The sequence below is a fragment of the Sporanaerobacter sp. PP17-6a genome (assembly GCF_900095615.1).
In the GTDB taxonomy this organism is placed as follows: domain Bacteria; phylum Bacillota; class Clostridia; order Tissierellales; family Acidilutibacteraceae; genus Acidilutibacter; species Acidilutibacter cellobiosedens.
The window spans coordinates 94,286-115,957 of the sequence record NZ_FMIF01000001.1; the positions used below are offsets into that span (position 1 = coordinate 94,286).

General features: G+C 33.6%; 12 protein-coding genes and 1 pseudogene. All 13 read left to right on the plus strand.

Going from position 1 to position 21,672, the window contains the following annotated elements:
- The first annotated feature begins 15 nt into the window (after positions 1–15).
- The 13 genes and pseudogenes from PP176A_RS00445 (at position 16) to brxF (ending at position 21,665) form a co-directional block, all read left to right on the plus strand.
- Entirely contained in the window at positions 16–444 is a 429-nt protein-coding gene (locus tag PP176A_RS00445) for a PrgI family protein (protein ID WP_071138473.1), read from the plus strand.
- Complete coding sequence (locus PP176A_RS00450; protein ID WP_071138474.1) at positions 347–2,809, plus strand: VirB4-like conjugal transfer ATPase, CD1110 family; 2,463 nt, start codon at positions 347–349, stop codon at positions 2,807–2,809. The genes PP176A_RS00445 and PP176A_RS00450 overlap by 98 nt, the downstream gene beginning before the upstream one ends.
- Positions 2,799–5,420 (plus strand): CD1108 family mobile element protein, encoded by a 2,622-nt coding sequence (locus PP176A_RS00455; protein WP_071138475.1) that lies wholly within the window; start codon positions 2,799–2,801, stop codon positions 5,418–5,420. Before PP176A_RS00450 ends, PP176A_RS00455 begins: the two co-directional genes overlap by 11 nt.
- An 18-nt stretch (positions 5,421–5,438) precedes the next feature.
- Positions 5,439–5,714 carry a hypothetical protein gene (locus PP176A_RS00460; protein ID WP_071138476.1) on the plus strand — a complete coding sequence of 92 codons (276 nt, stop codon included), beginning with the start codon at positions 5,439–5,441 and terminating at the stop codon, positions 5,712–5,714.
- Positions 5,698–6,594: a CD1107 family mobile element protein gene (locus PP176A_RS00465; protein WP_071138477.1), complete on the plus strand. Its 897-nt coding sequence runs from the start codon at positions 5,698–5,700 to the stop codon at positions 6,592–6,594. The genes PP176A_RS00460 and PP176A_RS00465 overlap by 17 nt, the downstream gene beginning before the upstream one ends.
- Entirely contained in the window at positions 6,594–8,699 is a 2,106-nt protein-coding gene (locus PP176A_RS00470) for a VWA domain-containing protein (protein ID WP_071138478.1), read from the plus strand. Before PP176A_RS00465 ends, PP176A_RS00470 begins: the two co-directional genes overlap by 1 nt.
- Before the next feature lie 90 nt (positions 8,700–8,789).
- A complete protein-coding gene (locus tag PP176A_RS00475) occupies positions 8,790–10,481 on the plus strand; it encodes a DNA topoisomerase 3 (protein WP_071138479.1) in 1,692 nt (563 codons plus the stop codon).
- The gene (locus tag PP176A_RS00480) at positions 10,478–11,434 is read left to right on the plus strand and encodes a DNA cytosine methyltransferase (RefSeq protein ID WP_071138480.1); all 957 of its coding nucleotides are present in this window, start codon (positions 10,478–10,480) and stop codon (positions 11,432–11,434) included. The genes PP176A_RS00475 and PP176A_RS00480 overlap by 4 nt, the downstream gene beginning before the upstream one ends.
- 1,718 nt (positions 11,435–13,152) lie before the next feature.
- A pseudogene (locus PP176A_RS00485) lies at positions 13,153–18,966 on the plus strand (helicase-related protein); the annotation flags it as partial.
- A gap of 47 nt (positions 18,967–19,013) precedes the next feature.
- Positions 19,014–19,184, plus strand: a complete 171-nt coding sequence (locus PP176A_RS15990) for a hypothetical protein (RefSeq protein ID WP_159429017.1) — start codon at positions 19,014–19,016, stop codon at positions 19,182–19,184.
- Positions 19,174–20,841: a JAB domain-containing protein gene (locus PP176A_RS00490; RefSeq protein WP_071138482.1), complete on the plus strand. Its 1,668-nt coding sequence runs from the start codon at positions 19,174–19,176 to the stop codon at positions 20,839–20,841. The genes PP176A_RS15990 and PP176A_RS00490 overlap by 11 nt, the downstream gene beginning before the upstream one ends.
- 130 nt (positions 20,842–20,971) lie before the next feature.
- A complete protein-coding gene (locus PP176A_RS00495) occupies positions 20,972–21,217 on the plus strand; it encodes a TIGR04540 family protein (RefSeq protein ID WP_071138483.1) in 246 nt (81 codons plus the stop codon).
- Between the two features lies 1 nt (position 21,218).
- Complete coding sequence (brxF, locus tag PP176A_RS00500; RefSeq protein WP_071138484.1) at positions 21,219–21,665, plus strand: BREX-3 system P-loop-containing protein BrxF; 447 nt, start codon at positions 21,219–21,221, stop codon at positions 21,663–21,665.
- The last annotated feature ends 7 nt before the right edge of the window (positions 21,666–21,672 follow it).

Below are 21,672 nucleotides of genomic sequence, written 5' to 3' on the forward strand. Positions count from 1 at the left end.
GTGAGGTGATAGAGATTGGCTTATGTTCAGATACCCAAAGATTTAACCAATGTTAAAACAAAAGTAGCTTTTAATCTGACCAAAAGGCAGCTAATAGGGTTTGGGGTGGCAGGTATTATTGGTATTCCAACATATCTAAAAACGAGAAATGTTCTTGGTAATGATCTAGCTGTCTTTTTAATGATTGTACTAACTATCCCTATTTTCTTTGTGGTCTTTTATGAGAAGGATGGGCTTTCAAGTGAGAAATACCTTAAATATATATATCTTCATGAAAGACACCAACCTAAAGTTAGGGTTAGTAAGGAGAGATTTATAGAAATGAGGAAGGAGGAGCAAAACATAAATGGGAAAAAATCAGATTCAGCAAAGAAATTTAGAAAAAAGAAAAAGACAGGAAGAAAAACTTCAAAAAAAGGAAAAAGAGCTAAAAAAAGTAGCTAAGGAAACAAGAAATATTAAGTCTAGTCAGAAGAAAAGCTCTTCATTTCTTGATTTCTTAAAGAAGGAAAAGAAAAGATATACCATAGAAGATACCATTCCCTATAAGAGGATGTATAGGAATGGTATATGTTATATCGGTGAGGGAAAGTACAATAAAGTTATAAAATATGAGGATATAAATTATCAGCTTGCACTTGAGGAAGATAGGGATCTTATCTTTAATCAATTTGCAGGCTTTTTAAATTCCTTTGATTCAACAACAGAGCTTCAACTAAGCTTTGTTAATCAGGTAGGAAGAATTAAGGAAATGGAAAATGCAATTACTATACCAGGTAAGGGGGATGGTTTTGATGAGATAAGAAAAGAATTTAGGGGAATGCTTAAGGACCAGCTTTCAAAGGGGAACAATGGTCTTAAAAAGTCAAAGTATGTTGTTGTAAGTACAAGGGCAGACACCTATGACCAAGCCAAATCTGTTCTTGAGAGGATAGAGATAGATGTCCTATCAAATTTAAAAAGTATGGGGGTAAGGGCTGAAACCTTAGTAGGTCTTGAAAGACTTAAACTACTTCACGATATGCTAAATCCTGATAATAGCTTTGATTATGATGGACAAGGGCTTGAAAATAGGGACACAAGAAAACTTATAATGCCTAGTACATTCAAGTTCATAAATCCTAAATATATGCAGATGGGGAATTATATCTGTGCCCTAAGTCATTTTCAGATTTTAGCAAGTGAGCTTTCAGATAGGTTTTTATCGGAAATTCTTTCTATTGAAGATAATATGTATGTAAGCCTTCATATTCATGCCATAGATCAGGTAGATGCTATTAAGATGGTAAAGAGAAAGAATACAGACCTTCAAAAGATGATGATAGAAGAACAAAAAAAGGCTGTAAGAGCTGGCTATGATATGGATATTATACCATCAGACCTTAATGTATATGGAAGTGATATAAAAAATCTTTTGACTGACCTTCAATCTAGGGATGAGAGAATGTTCCATGTAACCTTTACCATTATGAATTTAAGTAAAAGTAAGGAAAAGCTAGATACTACTATAGCCCAAATTTCTTCCATATGTAACCGTAATAACTGTGCCTTAAAAAGACTAGACCATCAGCAAGAGCAAGGTTATATGTCAGTTCTTCCTTTAGGAGTGAATGAGGTTGAAATAAAAAGACAATTAACATCTTCATCAACTGCTGTATTTATGCCTTTTACAACAGAAGAACTTTTTATGGGTTCAAATACAAGCTTGTATTATGGGCTTAATTCTCTTTCACATAATCTTATAATGGCAGATAGGAAGAAACTAAAAAATCCAAATGGACTTATTCTAGGAACACCAGGGTCTGGAAAATCCTTTGCAGCCAAAAGGGAAATGGCAAATGCGATTTTGGTTACAGATGATGATGTGATTATTACAGATCCAGAGGGTGAGTATGGAAACCTTGTAAAACAATTTAATGGAGAGGTTATTAAAATTTCAGCTAAGTCTAAAGACTATCTAAACCCTCTTGATATTAATATGAACTATGGAGATGGAGACGCACCATTAAAGGATAAGGCAAATTTTATAATGAGTATGCTTGAACTTGTAGTAGGGGGTAGTGGTCTAACTGCAGCTGAAAAGTCTGTAATAGATAGGTGTCTACCTAAGATATACAAGGATTATTTTGCAGACCCTAAACCTGAAAATATGCCTATACTAAGCGACCTTTATAAGCTTCTACAGGAGCAAGAAGAAAGTGTAGGAAGAAAGCTAGCTACAGAAATGGAAATCTATGTTACTGGTTCTTTAAACGTATTTAATAATAGAAGTAATGTAGACCTTAATAAAAAGCTTATATGCTTTGATATTAAGGAATTGGGAAACCAACTAAAGAAAATAGGAATGTTAGTTATACAAGACCAGGTATGGAACAAGGTTTCTTCAAACAGGGGATCAAATAGGGCAACAAGATACTATATTGATGAGTTTCACCTACTTTTAAAGGACCAGCAGACTGCCCAATATTCAGTTGAAATATGGAAAAGATTTAGAAAGTGGGGAGGAGTTCCAACAGGTATAACTCAAAACGTAAAAGATTTATTAGGAAGTGCTGAAATTGAAAATATCTTTGATAATACAGACTTTGTCCTTATGCTTAATCAAGCTTCTGGAGACAGGGAAATCCTAGCCAAGAAACTTAAAATTTCTCCTTTTCAATTAAACTATGTAACAAATTCTAATGCAGGAGAGGGGCTTTTATTCTTTGGAAATACTATAGTTCCCTTTGTTGACAAGTTCCCTAAAGATACTATCCTGTATCAGAAGATGACCACCAAACCAGAGGAAGTGGAAGAAAATGAAGGATAAGAATAAAGGAAAAAGGAGAAAAAACTTTGATATAGCTAATCGAAAAAAGGAAAAGGATTATCAGGATAAAAGAACCAAGGAAGGTGAAAGATTTCAGGAAAGCATAATAAAAAAAGAATCTAAGCTAGATAATTTTGATAAAGAGCTTAAGCCCACTGCTAAAAAAGGTGGGCTTTCCTCATCCCAAAAACAAATAGAAAAGCATATGTCAAAAGAAGATTATAAAATCCCTATGGAGCCAAATCGTATAGAGGATTTAGCTGATGAGAAATACAAAACAGAATCTATTATTCCGACCAAGCTTAAAATAAATAATAAAAATCTAGAGGAGTTAAAAGAAAGAAAGATTGAGTCTACCATAAGGGAAAGTAAGCATAAATTTACTGAAAAAGAGAGTAAAGAACTTTTAAAAGATGAGGCGGTCAGTAAATTAACTACAGATAGTAAGGAAACAAAAGGCTCCATAAGAGAAAATAGAAAGCTTGATATTGGTAATAGGAAGAAGATTAGTAACTATCTTGATAAGAGGGTTCATGAGAAAGATAAATTCCAAGATTCAATTATAAAAAAGGAGAGTAAATTAAGGCTAAAAACAGGTGAGGAAACTAAGAAGGAAAATATTAAAACCTATAAGAGCAAGGAAGGGGAAAAGGGTGATTACAAGCTTTTAGAGGTTTTTGAATCTAGCAATAAAGATCTAGTTAATAAGAAAAAACAAAAAGTAAATCTGAAGAACAAGGATATTAGAATTGAAAAGCTAGAAAAAAATACAAATGAAGAATCCTTATTTAAAGAGGAAGCAAAGGTTACTAGTGCCTTAGATGAATCAGGGGGAGAAAGCCATGAAGAAGACTATAGCGACCATAAATCTGATTCAGGAAATTTGAAACCTTATTCCCAAGGACAAGCTAAGGGTCACTTAAAAAAGAAAATTATTTATAGCAAGCAAAAAGAAGTAAAAAACAAGAATGGAAAGTTAACTACGGATGATATTAAAGACCTTAAAGGACCTGGGGCAGATGAAAAAAAAGAAAAAGTTTCAAGCCAAGCTAAAGGGCTTAGTGGAAGGGCAGAAAAGCAATATAGAAAAAGAAAAAGCAAGCTAATCCAAGAAGATAAAAAGCTTAGTAAACTTTATAATAAGCCCAAGTACGACAAATTAGGCAGGTTAGTAGGAGGAATTTCAGGAACCAGCTATATGGCATCTGAGTATTTAAGGTCAGGAAGTGATGAAAATGTTGCAGTTGATGCAAGCCAAAAGGGTCTTTATCTTGGTGCAAGCATGACAAGACAGGCCCAAAACAAGCTTCAAAGGCAAAGAAGAAACCCTGTAAAACTTGAAAGAAAACTGGAAATTAAGCACGAGAAGAACCTTGCAAGGGCTGAATACAGGACTGAAATCAAGGGTCTTAAGGATCAAAAAGATTTTCAAAAAAAGACTGCCTATAAGAAACTGCTTAAAAGAAGGCAGATGAAAAAGAAAATATATGAAGAGCATAATATCGCAATAGGCTTCAAGGAGAGGCTTAAAAAGGGAATGGAGAATATTCTTAAAGGAACTTCCCAACTAATAAGAAGAAATATTAGAAGAATCCTTATTCTTCTTGCTATAGCCATTATAGGTTTTATGACCTTGAGCCAGGTTTCAACCTTTTTTCTAGCTGGAATATCATCTGTAACTAGCCAAATTATGAGTACCACATATTTGTCAGGTGAAGAGACTTTAGCAGATATAAATAGTGAGTTTACTAAGCTTGAGTATGAATTAGCGGATGAACTTGCCAATATAGAAAGCTATTATCCAGGTTATGATGAGTACCGAGTAGGGGGAGATACCGATGTAGGACATGACATCCATGAGCTTTTAAGCTTCATTACTGCCAAACATGGAGAGATTACCTATGTATCTAGTCTAAGTGGCGAATTGCAAAACCTATTTAACAAGATGTATAAGGTTGATTATGAAACTATTGTTGAAACCAGATATAGGCAGGTTTGTTATGGAAGTGGAGAAGATATGTATTGTGTAATGGAGCCTTATGACTGGTATATCCTAAAGGTAACAGTTACTAAAAAGGAGCTAGATACAGTTGCAAGGGAAGAATTTGCAGGCTATGATGAAAATCTTGCCCATTATGAAGGTCTTCTTGAAACAGGGGGAAATATGGAGGAGTATTTTGGTGGTAGTGGTATTACTCCTGTTATTCCAGATAGCACTATAATTGGTGAACTTGTAAATAATCCTGATTTATCAGATAAGGAAAAGGCTCTTGTATTAGCAGCCTATAGGACACCTACTGCAGGAGGTGGTTATTGTGCAGCCTGGGTAAGCAATGTCTATGTAAATGCTGGTTTTCCAAGACCAGGAGGAAATGCAAATGACCAATATTATTGGTACTGTAACAGCAGTGACTTATCAGCTCTTAGGCCAGGTATGATGGTAGCTGTACCTACTCATAACCATACTGAGGCAGGTAAAAAATATGGCCATGTTGGTATTTATGTTGGAAATGGGATTATAAGAGAGAACATTGGTATTGTAAAAGATACCAAGCTTTCAGACTGGATTGCCTACTATGGTAGTAGTGCAAGATGGGGATTCCCTTATTAATGGAAGGAGGTTTAAGGGATGGATAAAAAAACAGAAAACAGATATAAGAAAATAAAAAAAGACCAAGAAAAGCTTAAAGAACAAATTAAAAAGAGTGAAGAAGAACTAGAACTCTTAAGGTTAGAAGAGGAAGAAATAGCTGGACAAGAAATAATGACCATATGCTATGAACAAAAAATTAATCTTCTAGATGCAGTAAAGATTTTTACTGAAAAAGACAAGGAAAGAAAAAATGAAAATAGAATATTTAATGAAATTGAAAAGGAGAATATGACCTATGAAAAAGAATATTAAGAAAAAAAATATCAAAAGATCATTATTGGCCTTAGCCTTACTATTTATTATAGGGATAGGATCTGAGGCTATGGCTTTTGCTTCAGACTCAGGTGGAGAGCTTGAAAGAGAGTTTGTAATAGAAGTCAACAGCCCAGAGCCAATAAGAGATAAGGAAGACAATATCACTGTAGATGTTAATAAGCCATTGCCAAATCCAGCAGAAACAGGGAATGGATTTCTTATTGATGTAAATAAGCCAGAGAGAGGAGATGAAACTGATAAAGAAATTGTTATTCCTAAGGAAAATCCTTATGAGCCAACAGATCCAAGCCAAGCCAGAGGAACTATCACAGAGTCTGTAGGTTCAGATAATAGGGAATATCCAAGGAGGAGCGAAATTGAAGATCTTATAGACACTAGTGGCAGAGTAGGTGAAAGACCCAAGGCTGATGCAAGAGAATTTCTTACCTTTCAAACAAAGAGCGGCAAGGTGTTTCACCTGATTATTAATCACGATGAGCCAGATTCAAATGTTCAGCTTTTAACAGAAGTATCTGAGCAAGATTTGCTTAATATGATTGAGCAAGACCAGGAAAGGAGTGGGATGAATAAGGTAAAGGAAGAACCTAAAAAAGAAGTTGTAAAAAAAGAAGAACCAGAGCCTGAAGCAGAAGAACCCAAGAAAGAAGATTCTAAGGGTTCTTTTTTAATTGTTCTACTTATAGTAGCGGGAGTAGGAGGAGCTGGTTATTACTTTAAGGTTATAAAATCTAATGACAGTGGATTTGAAGATTTTGAAGATGATGAAATCCCAGATGATGATTTCTTTAGTTCAAAGACGGAAGAAAATTATGAAGAAGATGAGGAAAAAGAATACACAAAGGAGGATTTAATATAATGGGTAAAAAAACAGGATTATTTAATAAAATTCTAGCAGGCCTACTAAGCCTTGCTATAATATTGGGGTTAGCAAGCCCTGTATTAGCAAATGATAAGGGTGATAGGTTTTCTTATGAAGTTGATATGGTTATTGTAGTTGATATTTCAGGATCAATGAGTGGGACTAAGATGACAAAGGCAAAAAAGTCAGCCAAGGATATGGCAGAGGCTATATGGAAGGAACAAGAATCTCATAATATAAGCACCAATATAGCACTTATTAGCTTTGCTTCTGATTTAATACATCATAAAAATGATGGAGCAGATTTTTTCCGAAAAAAAGATAAGAGCAAATTATTTAATGCTATTGATGGGCTTGTTGCAAAAGATATGACTTTTACACAAGGGGGAATTCATGAAGCAAGGATGATATTTAAAAAATCTACAGGAGATAAAAAAATTATAGTCCTTCTTTCAGATGGAGAGGCAAACCGTATTTATGAACCCAAAATTGATCTTGATGACTACATGAATAACAATAAAAAGGTTCTTGAAGGAAGCTTTTATTATGATAGAGTTGGACAAGATACAACAGCTGCCAAGGGCAAGTTTTGTGCTTTAGCTGAAGCTAACCTTGCAAAAAGCGATAATATAGATGTTCTTGATATCTATACAGTAGCAGTGGATTGTAATGAACAGGCCAAAGAATTCCTTAAGGATGTGGCTAGTGATAAGGATAAATTTAAAGATAGTGAAACAGATGATTTGGAAGATGTATTTGAGGATCTAACTAATGAAATAAAGGATAAGATTGAAAAAGAAAAACTAGAAAAAGAATTAGAAGACTTAAATAATAGGATTGACGAATTAGATAAGGCAAGGGAAGATCTAGAACAAGAACTTGCAGAAGAAAGAGACCAGGCTGCCAAAGACAAGGAAGAACTTAATGAAGAAATAGATCACCTAAAAGATAAGATTGATGAACTTGAAAAAGCTAAAGATAGACTGGAAGAAGAACTAGCAGATGAGAAGGAAAAATCAGAAGAAGATAAAAAAGCTCTTGAAAAAGAGATAGATGATTTAAAAGAAGAAACTGACAAACTAAATGAAGCAAGGGAAAATCTTGAAAGAGAATTAGAAGATATAATAACTAAAACTGAGAAAGACAAGGAAGAATTAGAAAATAATATTGCTGAATTAGACAAAAATATTGAGGACTTAAGAAGGGAAAAGGATCTAGTAGAGGAAGAGCTTAATAATAAGATTAAAGAGCTTGAGGACAGGCTAGAGCAAGAAAGGGCTGAGCATGAGAAAGACAAAGAAGAACTTGATAATAAAGTCTCTGACCTTAATGACAAGATAGATCAATTAGACAAAGAAAAAGAGGAAATAGAAGACCAACTTGAAAAGGAAATAGAAGGCTCTAAGGCAGAAAGAGATGAGTTAAGGGATAGTATTGAGAACCTAGAGGATAAAATTGAACAATTAGCTAGGGATAAGGACTTACTTGAAGAGGATTTAAGAAAAGAATTAGATAAAGTGAACAAGGAGATAGAAGCCTTAAAAAAAGCAAAAGCAGATATAGAAGAAGAACTTAGAAATCAAAAAAACCAATCAAGCAAGGACAAGGAGAAGCTAAATTATGAAATAAATAAGCTTGATGACAAAATTTATAAGCTAAATAAAGAGAAGGATAAGCTGGTAAAAGACAATGAGAAATATAGGGAGAAATTTGAAAGTCTTGAAAATGATATAAGAGATTTAAAGGAAAGCCTTGAAAAAGAAAAGGATAAGAACAATTTAAAAGATATGGAACTTCCAGAAGGCGTCAAGGTTAATCAATGGTATCCTGAAAAATTAGTAAGCCTACCTGATAAAAAGACCTATGATGATGGGGAAGATATTGATATGACAGGAATGAAGATGAGATTTACTCGTGTAATAAAAAGAAATGGCCAATATATAAGAGAAACTGAAGATGTAGATTATAAGGATTTTAAGAAGGTTCATAGGGGATGGGAGTTTAATCTAAAGACAAAAACTGCTAAATATGATGAGAGTACCCAAGGCAAGATGAAAATTATATATACATTTACCCTTAAATACCCTAATCAGTCCTGGTAGAAAGATAAATAGATAGATGATAGCGGCTCAGATAAGTAAATATATCTGGGTCGCTATTTTTTTGTCCAAAAATTAAAGGGAGGAGATATTTTGAAATTAGTAATAGCAGAAAAGCCCAGTGTAGCAATGACTATAGCCAAAGTATTAGGAGCTAAAAGAAGAAAAGATGGATATATGGAGGGAAATAATTATATTGTAAGCTGGTGTGTAGGACATCTTATTAGAATGAATAATCCTGAAAGTTATGATGAAAAATATAGAAAATGGAATATAGAAGATCTTCCTATCTTTCCTAAAGAATATAAATATGAAGTTTCAAAATACACTAAGAAACAATATGGTATTTTAGAAAAACTACTAACAGATAAGAATGTCAGAGAAGTAATAAATGCTTGTGATGCTGCAAGGGAAGGAGAGCTTATTTTTAGACTGGTCTATAATCAGGCAAGGTGCAAAAAACCTGTTAAAAGACTTTGGATTTCATCCATGGAAGATAGGGCCATAAAAGAAGGTTTTAATAATCTTAAAGATGGAAGAGAGTATGAAAACTTGTATCAGTCAGCACTAGCAAGGAGTCAAGCAGATTGGCTAGTTGGAATGAATCTTTCCAGGTATTACTCTTGCCTTTACAATAATAATTATTCAGTTGGTAGGGTACAAACACCAACCCTTGCAATGGTAGTAGCTAGGGATAAGGCCATAAGAAATTTTGAAAAAGAAAAGTATTTTACAGTCCAGATAAGTGGACAAGATATTGACCTAGAAACATCAAGGATCAATGAAAATGAAAAAGCAGAAAAACTTTTACTATCTATCCCTGAATACCTTGAAATAAAGGAAGTAGAGAAGAAAAGAAAAATAACAAGACCAGATAAGCTTTATGATTTAACAACACTTCAAAGAGAGTGTAATAAGTATTTTGGCTATAGTGCAAAGCAGACCCTAGACTATGCCCAAAGTTTATACGAAAAGAAACTTATAACCTATCCTAGAACAGACAGTAGATTTCTTACTGATGATATGGTCTCTAGTGTTAAGGCCTATGTAGATTCTTTTGGCAATGATTTTGATGAAAAGAACTTCAAGAGTATTTTTGATTCTAAAAAGGTCCAGGATCACCACGCCATAATTCCAACAAGTGAGTCTTTAAACTTTGATACTAGCAGTTTGCTAGGCTCAGAAGAAAAGGTTTTTGAACTTATTAAAGTTAAACTTTTAGCATCAAGATCAGGAAACTTAATTACTGAAAATACTAAGATTATCTGTGATGTGGAAGGCTATGAATTTACAAGTAGGGGAACAGTAGTAATAGATGAGGGTTATACTAAATATCTTTCTTCATATATTAAGAAAAAAGAAGATAAGCTTCTTCCAAGACTAGAAAAGGGTGACAAGCTTAAGGTTAAGGATAAAAAAATAAATGAAAAATATACAAATCCACCTAAGCTATATACAGAGGATATCCTACTTAAGGATATGGAACTTGCTGGGAGAGATGCAAAGGAGGATATAGATAGGAAGGGGATAGGAACACCTGCTACTAGAGCTGGAATAATAGAAAACCTAATTCAGAAAGAGCTTATAAAAAGAGAAGAAAGAAAACTTATTTCAACAAATAAGGGAGAGGAGTTAGTATCTCTTGTAGCAGATTTTCTTAAAAATTCAAATACTACAGTAGATTGGGAAGTAAAACTACATGAAATATCAGAGGGAAAAGCTGAATTAAAGGATTTTATAGGAGATGTAGAAAATAAAATAAAGGGAGTTCTTTTAAAGGGATGAAGCTTGTAGAACTTTTCGGAGGTATAGGAGCAATAAGGAAGGCCTATATCAATAGCAAGCTTCCCTTTGAGATTGTAGATTATGTTGAAATAGATAAAAACTGTGTAAAAAGCTATAATGCTCTTTATAATGAAAACTATAAGCCAAGAAATATATGTGGTTACAGTCTTCCAGATAAAGAAATAGATCTATTAATGCATGGTAGTCCATGCCAGGATTTTTCTAGGGTAGGGGAAAAGCAAGGGGGAGAAAAAGGAAGTGGAACAAGAAGCAGTCTTTTATTTGAAACAATAAGGATAATAGAAGAAAGACAAGATAAACCCAAATGGGTAATCTGGGAAAATGTAAAGGGAGTTCTCGATAAAAATATGAGAGCTTCCTTTTTTTATTATCTAAAGGAAATGGAAAGATTAGGTTATGAAACAAAGTATGAAATCCTTAATTCAATGGATTTTGGTATACCACAAAAAAGAGAAAGGATTTTTGCTATTAGTTATTTAGGCTGTAATCCTTTTAATTTTGATAATCTAAGGCATCAAGAAACCAAGTGTTTATCAGACTTTCTAGAAAAAGATGTAATGGAAAAGCATGGAGATATATTTTTAGTTAAGCAAACTTCAATGTTAAAAATACTCTATGACCCATCCTATAAACCACAATTTAAAGGAAGGTTACAAGTAATAGAAGACTTTTGCTATACCATATCCACTAAGCAAGTAAGAGTCCCTAATTCTGGCATACTAGCCATAGGAAATAATAAATACAGATATCTTACGGAAAGGGAGTGCTTTAGGTTAATGGGATTTGATGATAGTGATTTTGATAAGCTTATAAAGATATTTCCAAGAAGAAAGAACTGTATGTCTAGTATCCTTTATAAGCAAGCTGGTAACAGCATAGTAGTTAATGTGTTAGAAGAAATAATAAAGGAAATTCATAATTGTAGCTTATAAGTTTATTTTAAATATGCAAGGAGGAGGAAAAGGTGAGAATAAATGACTTTGAACATTTAATACAAGAAATTAAATCAAAGGCTCTATCTTCTAGTGATGAGTATATTTCCTTAATGAAAACTGTTGGAAATAATTATAAGTATGATTTTACTAGCCAACTTAGTATTTATAACCAGAATACTAGTGCAAGAGCCTGTGGAGAATTTGACTTTTGGAGAAAGAAATTTGGAAGAACTGTAAAACGAGGAGAAAAAGGGATTCCCATTTATAAAAATTATGGGGAATATGGCAAGGTAACCTATATTTTTGATCTAAGCCAGACAGTTTCACTATCAAGAACTACAAATCAGGTTGAGTTATGGGAATTAAGTAACGGTGAGGATAGTTTAAGGGAAGTTTTAGGGTATAATGGAGCTTTTAATAAGACTGAAATAGATGATATGACAATAGATGAAATTCTTGAAAACATTGCATATACAGAAGTAATAAATAGGGGAAATTATATCTTAAATGAACTTAAGGTAGATTTAGGTCATAGGAAAACTTACAATGACTTTCTTGCAGAATCTATAAAAATTGGATATGCAAGTAGGCTTGATATAAGTTACCCAGTAGATATAGCTAGAATTAATAGTGTTATTGGAAGCCTTGATGAAATTTCCCTAACAATAGTGGGAAGTGAAATAAATTCAATGGTGGAAGCTTTGCTTGAAAAAACAATTGCCATAGATAAAGAAATTGATAAAAATAAGGTGCTGACAAAAAGACCAGTAGAGCGGTACAATGAAAACATAGTAGAAAGAGATAACGAAGAAGATACAGGAGGGATAGATGATGAATTTCGAGGAAATGCTGGAAGTATACCAGAAGGAAGAGAAGATAGAGAGTCAATATCAAATGATGTTTGGACAATGCCAAAGCCAGGAAGAGATAATCTTGAAGATGAAGGAAATATCAGAGGAAGCTCTGATGAAAGACCAGACCTACCAAACTCACAGATTCGCCAAGGCCAGACTGAGCTTCTTGCTAGAGGAGAAGGAGGATTTATTTCAAGAGATGTTTCTAGACAAGAGCCTGATGAAACATTTACTGGAAATAGAAGAGACAGCCAGGAACTTTATGGAGATGGAGAGACCAAGGATGATGGAAAGCTTTGGACTGACAGAGAAGTTAAAGGAAGAGGATCAGATGAAGTGGGTAGGGCTGATGGAGAATCTCAATCATCAGTTGAGGGAACTAGCAATGAAGGAGTTCATTTACAATTAGATGAAGAAATAAGTAAAGATAGGGACCAGGAGGTAGAGGATGAATCTACTTCCTTTTTTATTTCCAAATATTACTCTAAAGAAAATCCAAAGGAGCTTATGAATGAAGAAATTTTAGAGAATGTTCCTAGTCTAGGAGAAACAGAAGAAGTATCAGCCGGGGATAAGACAGTCCATACAGCCTATATTATTCCCTTTAGAAGCAATTGGACCTGGTATTTAACAGAATATGACCCTGAAACAGAAGATGCCTTTGGCCTTGTAGCAGGCATAGAACCAGAATGGGGTTACTTCAATCTTAAGGAACTTAGGGAAGTTGGAGCAGAAAGACTTATACTTGAAGATTTTCCTAAGACATTTAGGGAATTAAGAGACAGCGAATTAAAAAAACAATTAAGCGAAGATGAAATTCATAGGGTGTTTTTTGGGCAGCTTGATAGTCCTACTAGGGATGAGAACCTAGAGGAAAAAGATCCAGAAATTCTTTTCATGCAAGGAGAAGAATTAAAAGAAAATCCTATTACAAAAGATAGCGTTATAAAAATGTGGGATAATCCCTTTATTGTTAAAGCTATAAAAGAGGAAATCCTATCCATTGAAATCCTTCCCTATGAACTTAAGGATGAGTATATTCTTGATGAAAGGCAAGTTAGAAGGCTTCAGTTTGAAGATATTGATGAACTTAATGAATTTCTTTATAGGGCAGAGCTTTATGATTTTGATGAAGAAAAATCTAAAGAAGTAGAACAAATGACTTTTTCTCTTGATAACTTTGAAGATGATAAGGATATACAAGAAGAAATCATAGAAAGACCAAGGGTTAAAAACTTTGTGATTAAAGATGAGGTGTTAGCAGAAAGCCTTCCACCACAAGAAAGGTTAGAAAACAATATCAATGCTATTAGAGTTCTTAAAAGATTAGAAGAAGAGGATAGAGAAGCAAGTAGAGAAGAACAAGAAATACTAGCTAGGTATGTTGGCTGGGGAGGCTTATCAGATGTATTTGATGAAAGCAAAACTGGTCAATGGGAGAGAGCAAGGAATTTCCTTAAAGAAAACTTAAATCCAAGTGAATATGAGGCTTGTGAAGAATCTACTCTTACAGCCTTCTATACACCTAAGCCAGTTATAGATGGAATCTATCAGGCACTTGAGAACATGGGATTTGAAAAGGGGAACATGCTTGAGCCTTCATGTGGGGTTGGTAGCTTTATGGGTAGCCTTCCTGAAAGCATGAAAGAATCAAAGGTATATGGTGTTGAGCTTGACAGTATCTCAGGAAATATTGCAAAGAAACTATATCCTGAAAACAAGGTCCAGGTAAAAGGATTTGAGGAAACATCATTTTCTAATAACTTTTTTGATCTTGCAGTTGGAAATGTTCCTTTTGGTGAATTTAAAGTTAGTGATAGGGCTTATGATAAAAACAACTTCCTTATCCATGACTATTTCTTTGCAAAATCAATAGACAAGGTTAGAAGTGGTGGGGTTATTGCCTTTATTACTTCTAGTGGAACTCTGGATAAAAAAGATGATTCTATTCGTAGATATATAGGGGCTAGGTGTGACCTATTAGGTGCTATAAGATTACCTAACAACACTTTTAAAGGTATGGCAGGGACAGAAGTAACCAGTGATATTATCTTTCTTCAAAAGAAGGATTCAGTAATAGAAAGGGAAGAACCCTGGTATGAACTTGGAAGAGACGATGAAGGCCTTTACTATAATAATTATTTTATAGAAAATCCTGAAATGATACTAGGTCAAATGGTAGAGGTATCTGGCAGATTTGGTAAGACCCTAACTTGTATGCCAAAAGAGAATCAGGATTTAAAGGCAGATCTTTTTGAAGCAATTAAGAATATTAAAGGTAAGATTGAGCCTATAAAGATAGAAAGAGAAAATGAAGAAAGTGAACCTGAAATTATTCCTGCTGATGAAGGTGTAAAGAACTTTTCCTTTACTGAAAAAGATGGAAAAATCTACATGAGAGAAGATTCTATCATGAGAGAAGTAGAAAAAAATGATAGGGATCTAGAAAAAATAAGGGATTATATAGCTTTAGGAAAAGCCCTTAGGAATGTGATAGATTCTCAACTTGAGGATGAAAGTGAAGATAAAATAAGGGAAAGCCAGAACCATCTTAATAAAATTTATGATGATTTTTCTGAGAAACATGGCTATATAAACGGAACAATGAATACTAGGCTTTTATCTGAGGATAGTAACTTTGCCCTTATTTCAAGTATTGAAAAGTTAGAAGAGGGAAGGTTCAAGGGAAAAGGAGATATATTTACAAAAAGGACAATTAAGAAGGCAGTTCCTGTTAGCCATGTTGATAGTCCAGATGAGGCACTTATCCTTTCTATTGCTGAAAAAGGCAGAGTAGATTTAGCTTATATGGAAGAACTTACTGATATTAAGGAAAGAGATTTAGTAGATAGCCTAAAGGGGAAAATCTTTCTTGATATTAAAGAATTTGATAGAGAAAATAATGCCCTACCTTTCACTGAGAAAGAAAAGGCTAATCCTATGGCCTTTAATTATGTAAGTGCAGATGAATATCTAAGTGGAAATATAAGAGATAAAATTAATGTCTTAGAGGAATACATTACTAGTACTGAAAGAAGTCTACGCTTTATAAATGAAGAAGACAATTTAAATTTAAGGGAAATAGAAAAGAATCTAAGTAATTTAAAGATGCAAAGAGAAAGCCTTAAAGAAGTAATGCCTAAAGACCTTACAGCATCAGAAATTACAGTAAGATTAGGGGCAACCTGGGTACCAGCTAAGGATGTTGAAGACTTTATGTTTGAGACCCTTAAGACACCAGGATTTGCAAGATGGGATATTAATGTTAGGTATTCATCTTTTACTGCTGAATGGAGGATAGAAGGTAAAAGTAAAGACAGGGGAAATGACCTAGCCAATATGACCTATGGAACTAGTAGGGTAAATGCCTATAAAATAATCGAAGATGCTCTTAACCTCAAGGAAACTAAGGTATGGGATAGGGTAACTAATCCAGATGGTAGTACATCTTCTGTTTTAAATAAGAAAGAAACTATGTTGGCAAGTCAAAAACAAGAACTGTTAAAAGAGGAGTTTAAAAACTGGATATTTAATGAGCCAGATAGAAGGCATAGGCTAGAAAAAATATACAATGAAAGATTTAATTCAGTACGTAATAGGGAATATGATGGTTCTAATTTACATTTTGAAGGGATGAATACTAGTATAATTCTAAAAGACCATCAAAAAAATGCAGTTGCAAGGACTCTATATGGTGGAAATTCTCTTCTTGCCCATACAGTAGGAGCAGGTAAGACCTTTGAAATGATAGCCTCAGCAATGGAATCTAAAAGACTTGGAATGAGTAGCAAGGCCTTATTTGTAGTTCCTAATCACCTAACAGAGCAAATAGGCAGGGATTTTATGGAACTTTATCCAGGGGCAAATATTATGGTTGCTACAAAGAAAGATTTTCAGCCAAATAATAGAAAGAGGTTTATAGGTAAGATTGCAACAGGAGAATATGATGCAGTTATTATAGGTCATTCTCAGTTTGAAAAGATCCCTATGAGTAAGGAATACCAAGAGAACCATATAAGAAGCGAAATAGAAGGAATACTCCAATATATTGAAGAGTATAAGTACGATAGAAGTCAGAATTTCACAGTAAAGCAGTTACAAAATACAAAAAAGAAACTTGAGGGAAGACTTAAGAAATTAAATGATGACTTTAAAAAAGATGATGTAGTAACCTTTGAAGAACTTGGTGTTGATAAGCTTTACGTAGATGAAGCCCATAACTATAAGAATCTATTTCTTTATACAAAGATGAGAAATGTAGCTGGAATAGGTCAAAGTGAAGCCCTTAAATCTTCAGATATGTTTATGAAGTGTAGATATCTAGATGAAATGACTGGTGGAAGGGGTGTTGTCTTTGCTACAGGAACCCCAGTATCTAATAGTATGACTGAACTCTATACAATGCAAAGATACTTACAATTTGATGAATTAGAAAAAAACAACTTACACCATTTTGACTCTTGGGCCAGTACCTTTGGAGAAACTGTAACAGCAGTTGAACTTTCTCCTGAAGGAGATAAGTATAGAGCCAAAACTAGATTTAGTAAATTTTACAATCTACCTGAGCTTATGGCAATGTTTAAGGAAGTAGCAGATATTAAAACAGCAGATATGCTAGATTTGGCTGTTCCTGAGGCTGAATATGAAACTATAGTAACAATGCCTACCCAGGAGCAGAAAGAGGTCTTAAAAGGCATTTCTGAGCGTGCAGATAGGGTTAGAGATAGAAGGGTTGAGCCAGAAGAAGATAACATGCTTAAAATTACCAATGACGGTAAAAAGCTAGCTCTTGACCAAAGACTTATTAATCCCCTATTACCTGATGATCCAAATAGTAAGGTTAATGTATGCGTAAAAAACATCTTTTCCATATGGGATAAGACAAGAGAGAATAAGTCTACCCAACTAGTATTTTCAGATATGTCCACACCCAAAAATGATGGGACATTTAATGTTTATGATGATATAAAAGATAAACTTTTGGCTCTTGGAGTTCCTGAAAAGGAAATAGCCTTTATCCATGATGCCAATACAGAAAAGCAAAAAGATGAATTATTTGCAAGAGTGAGAAAGGGTAAGGTAAGGATTCTTTTAGGTTCTACACAAAAGATGGGGACAGGTACAAATGTGCAAGAAAGACTTATAGCAACTCATGATCTTGATGTACCTTGGAGACCTGCTGATTTAGAGCAAAGAGCAGGTCGTATAGTAAGGCGTGGTAATAGAAATGATAAGGTTAAAATATTTAGGTATGTTACTGAGAACACCTTTGATAGCTACCTCTGGCAAACCATAGAAAATAAGCAAAAATTTATATCTCAGATTATGACCTCTAAGACACCTGCCAGGGTAGCAGAAGATGTTGATGAAAATACCCTATCCTATGCCGAAATAAAAGCCCTAGCAACAGGCAATCCCCTTATAAAAGAAAAAATGGACTTAGATATTGAAGTTACAAAATTAAAAATGATGGAAGGAAACTATAAGAGCAATCTTTATAGCTTAGAAGATAAGATTATAAAGACCTATCCTAGAGAAATAGAAAGGTATGAGAAGTTAATTGAGGGAGCAAAAAAAGATATAGCTAGGATAGAGCCACAAGCCGCAGGAGATAATAAATTTACCTTTATCAAAATTGGAGATGAACTTATTAAGGATAGAAAAGAAGCAGGAGATAAAATCTTAGAAGCAGTTAAGGGAATAAAGCTTAATGATAAAAAAGTCATAGGTGAATATAGGGGTTTTCCAATAGAGATAACTTACAATATCATAACCAATGAGCATAACTTTAACTTAAAGGGGGCCAATAATCATTATGGAGACCTAGGGCAAAATAGGGATGGGAATATTACTAGGATGGATAATGTCTTAGAAAAGATACCAGATAGCTTGAAGCAATTTGAGGAAAAGCTATTAGCTACAAAGGAACAATTAGAAATAGCTAAAGAAGAAGTAAAAAAGCCTTTTGACAAAGAAGAGGAATTAAAGAATAAGGTGGCAAGGCTGGCTGAAATTAATAAGCTTTTAGATATGGGAGAAGTAGAGGAATTAGAAAACCTAAATCCTCTTATTGAAGATGTGAAAAGGGCAATAATTGACTATTGCAATATGGAATTTGGAGAAGACTATGCCTATGAAGATTTTAATACCCTCTTCCCAGATGAAGGCCATATTGGCCTGGCCTACACTACTACAAAAGATGGGAAACATGAAATCCAGTATGAAATAAGTCTTAAAGACTATTCTAGAACCCAATATGTAGATGATAAGGAAGTATCTCATCTAAATTATCTTGAAGGAGAAGGTGGTGAAGCAGTAAGCAAAGAAACAGCCCTTGAATTATTATTAGCAGATATTAAACATGGTGACTTTAATGATTTTGTTAGAGTAAATGAAAAAGACCTAAAAGAGAAACTAGGGCTTGAAATTGACGATGATGGAAATTTTTATGATCCACTTTCCCTAGATATGGATAATGATGGCATCCCTGATAGGTATGACAATGATTTTAGGAGTAGCAACTATTTTGAATCTATCTATGATGTAGATGGACTTAAAAAAGATGATAAGGAGTCTACACTTGGAAAACTTGAAAAATATAAGTCTAAAGTTAAGGATGAATTTTCCCTATCCCAAGAAGATGGAGAAAAAGATAAGTATAAGGGAGCAAGATAAAAACAAAATTTATGAAAAACATTATAGAAATTTTGAGGAGGAATATTATGCTTAGTGAAAAAAATAAATTATTAGAATATTTTGGGCTAAATAGCTATAGCGAAATGGTGGACTATATTAGGGACAATCCAGGAGATGAAAAGGTTAAGGAAATAAAGGAATTATTTGAAATCTATTCTACAGACCTTGATTGGGAGGTGGATAGGGATGAAAAATAACTTATATAAAGAATTTAATTGTAATAGTAAGGAAGAACTTTATGAGAAAATAAAAAGACAAGATAATGATGTAAAACCACTTTTGGAGTTCTTAGATTATGCTAGAGCTAATATTAAAAATAATAAAAAAGCAATAGATGGTCCCGATGTCTTTGTAGACTATGTAAAGTCAACAACTTTACCTACTAAAGATACTGGGACTATTATTTTTGTAAATACAAAAAATCATCCTGTCCATTTAAAAAGAACTAGGCTAAGCTGGAAAAATAGCATAAAGGAAGCTCTTAAAGAAGGCTTATTAGCAGGTGCTAACAGGGTGTTTATAGCTTTTTCTAATGAAACACCCTATGAAAGAATGGAAGAAACCAAAGATTATTTTGAAAAAATAGGAATGAAAGTTATAGATACCATTGGCTATGGCAAGGAAGATAATAGTTTCTTATCAAGGATGGCAGGAAAAACTTACTATCCATCTATATCCTATGGGTTGGCAAATGACTCTGAAACTGAGTACAAAGAAAAAGATTACAGTCTAGAAGGAAAATATGAGGATTTTGCCAGCTATTTTGCTAGTAATGAGTTAATAAATCTTAATGTAATAGATAATGTGGAAGAGATAAAGGAATTACTAAAAATTGGCTTTCAACATCATCAGCAAGAGGTTTTTGGAATGTTAATTTATAATAGTGACGAAAAGATAATTGGAACTGAGGAACTTTTTAAGGGATCAACAGATTCTTCTATAGTGGATTTAAAAATAATGGCTAGATCTTTACTTGATTATCAAGATGTGAAGGGATTTGCAGTATTTCATAACCACCCTAGTGGTAACCCTACTCCAAGTAAGGAGGACATAGCAATGACACAAAGATTAGAAAATATGACAGAAATATTTGAAATAGAGATTTTAGATCATTTTATAGTAGGTAAGGAGAAAACCCTATCTTTTTCACAAGATGTTAGTGGCTTTAAAAGCCATAATTCAAACTATCAAGACAAGATAGAAGGTGTATCTATTGTTAAGGAGCCTAATGATAATTATTTGGCGAATTATTTGCAGAAAAAAGAAGGCTCAACAATTGATGCACTCAATAAAATGATAGATGAGGACTACGAAGGCTTTGTTAAGGCTCTCATTAGCATAGAAAATGGTATAGAAGATCCAAAGCTATTAGATGAGCTATATGATAAGTTTATGCAAAATGATGGAGTAAATCTAATTAATGACTACTTTGATGAACTTATATATGACCTAGAGTATGATGTTACAAGGGGTAGAGAAAGGGATGTAGGATCAACCCAAATACCAAGTAAGGAAAAAGAGCTTTTTAATAAAATAGATGGATTTGTAGATGCTTATACAGACTTATCCAATGCCATGTATGACATAGATTATGACTTTGCAGAAGCTTACCCACTAGAGAAATCTTTCCATGATATTGACTTTATAAGATGGGCTGAAGCCAGTAAGCTAAATATATCAGAAGGTAGTAAAGAAAAAAATCTAGGAAAAATAAATGCCATAAAAGATAAGAATGACAAGAAAAAAGAGTCTACTATTGAAAAACTTAATAAGCTTAAAGATAAGGTTGCAAAGGACAGTAGTGATAAGCTACAAGATAAGCTAGGAGATAAGAAGAAGGATAGGGAGATATAAGTATAGTAGCACTAGCGACTACTTGATATGGGCAGGCTTCGGCCTGCTCTTTTTTTACTGTTGCCAAATGAAGCGCGTAATAGTAAAATAAGAATTAAGTAATACTTTAATAAGAATTGCGGGGTGCAATATGGAAATAAAAATGTTTTATAAAACTCAAAGAGAGTTGGGAGAAGTTTTGAATAGAGTAGTAGATTCATATTGGTCTGACCAAATAGATGAAAATACTCTTATTAAAACAATAAAATATCTCTATGAAAACAATTCTTCTAAAATGGTAAAGGATGGCACTTTCACTACTGTCTTAAAGCAACAATGTGGGAAGAGAAGGTTAGAGGTAATCAATAAAATCTTAAATATAGAGGAAGATTATTGATATGGCTGAAATATATACAAAATACAACTTTGATTTAGATTTAATAAAGAGAAATAAGCTACTAGGCCTACTTTGTATGAGTGCTGATGAGTTTTTAAGGCATATAGAAGTAAAAGACTTAAGCATAATTAATCTAGGCTTAGATTTAAGTCATAAGCTTAAAGAATACCCTATGGAATATAGAAATAGTAAAGTCTTAGATGAACTAACAAATATATTAGCCAAAGCCCAAACAGAATATATTGTGGTGAAAAATATAGACATCTTATTTAACCCAGATTATAAACTCAATATCCTAAGCTACTTTATAAATTTATCTAGAAGTAGGCTAATATTTGTAGAATGGCCAGGCAGGCTAAAAGGTAGAATGCTAGAATACGCTGATATAAATTCACCTGACTACCATAAATATAATATTGATGATTATAAGATTATTCTTATTAAGTAGAGAGGAG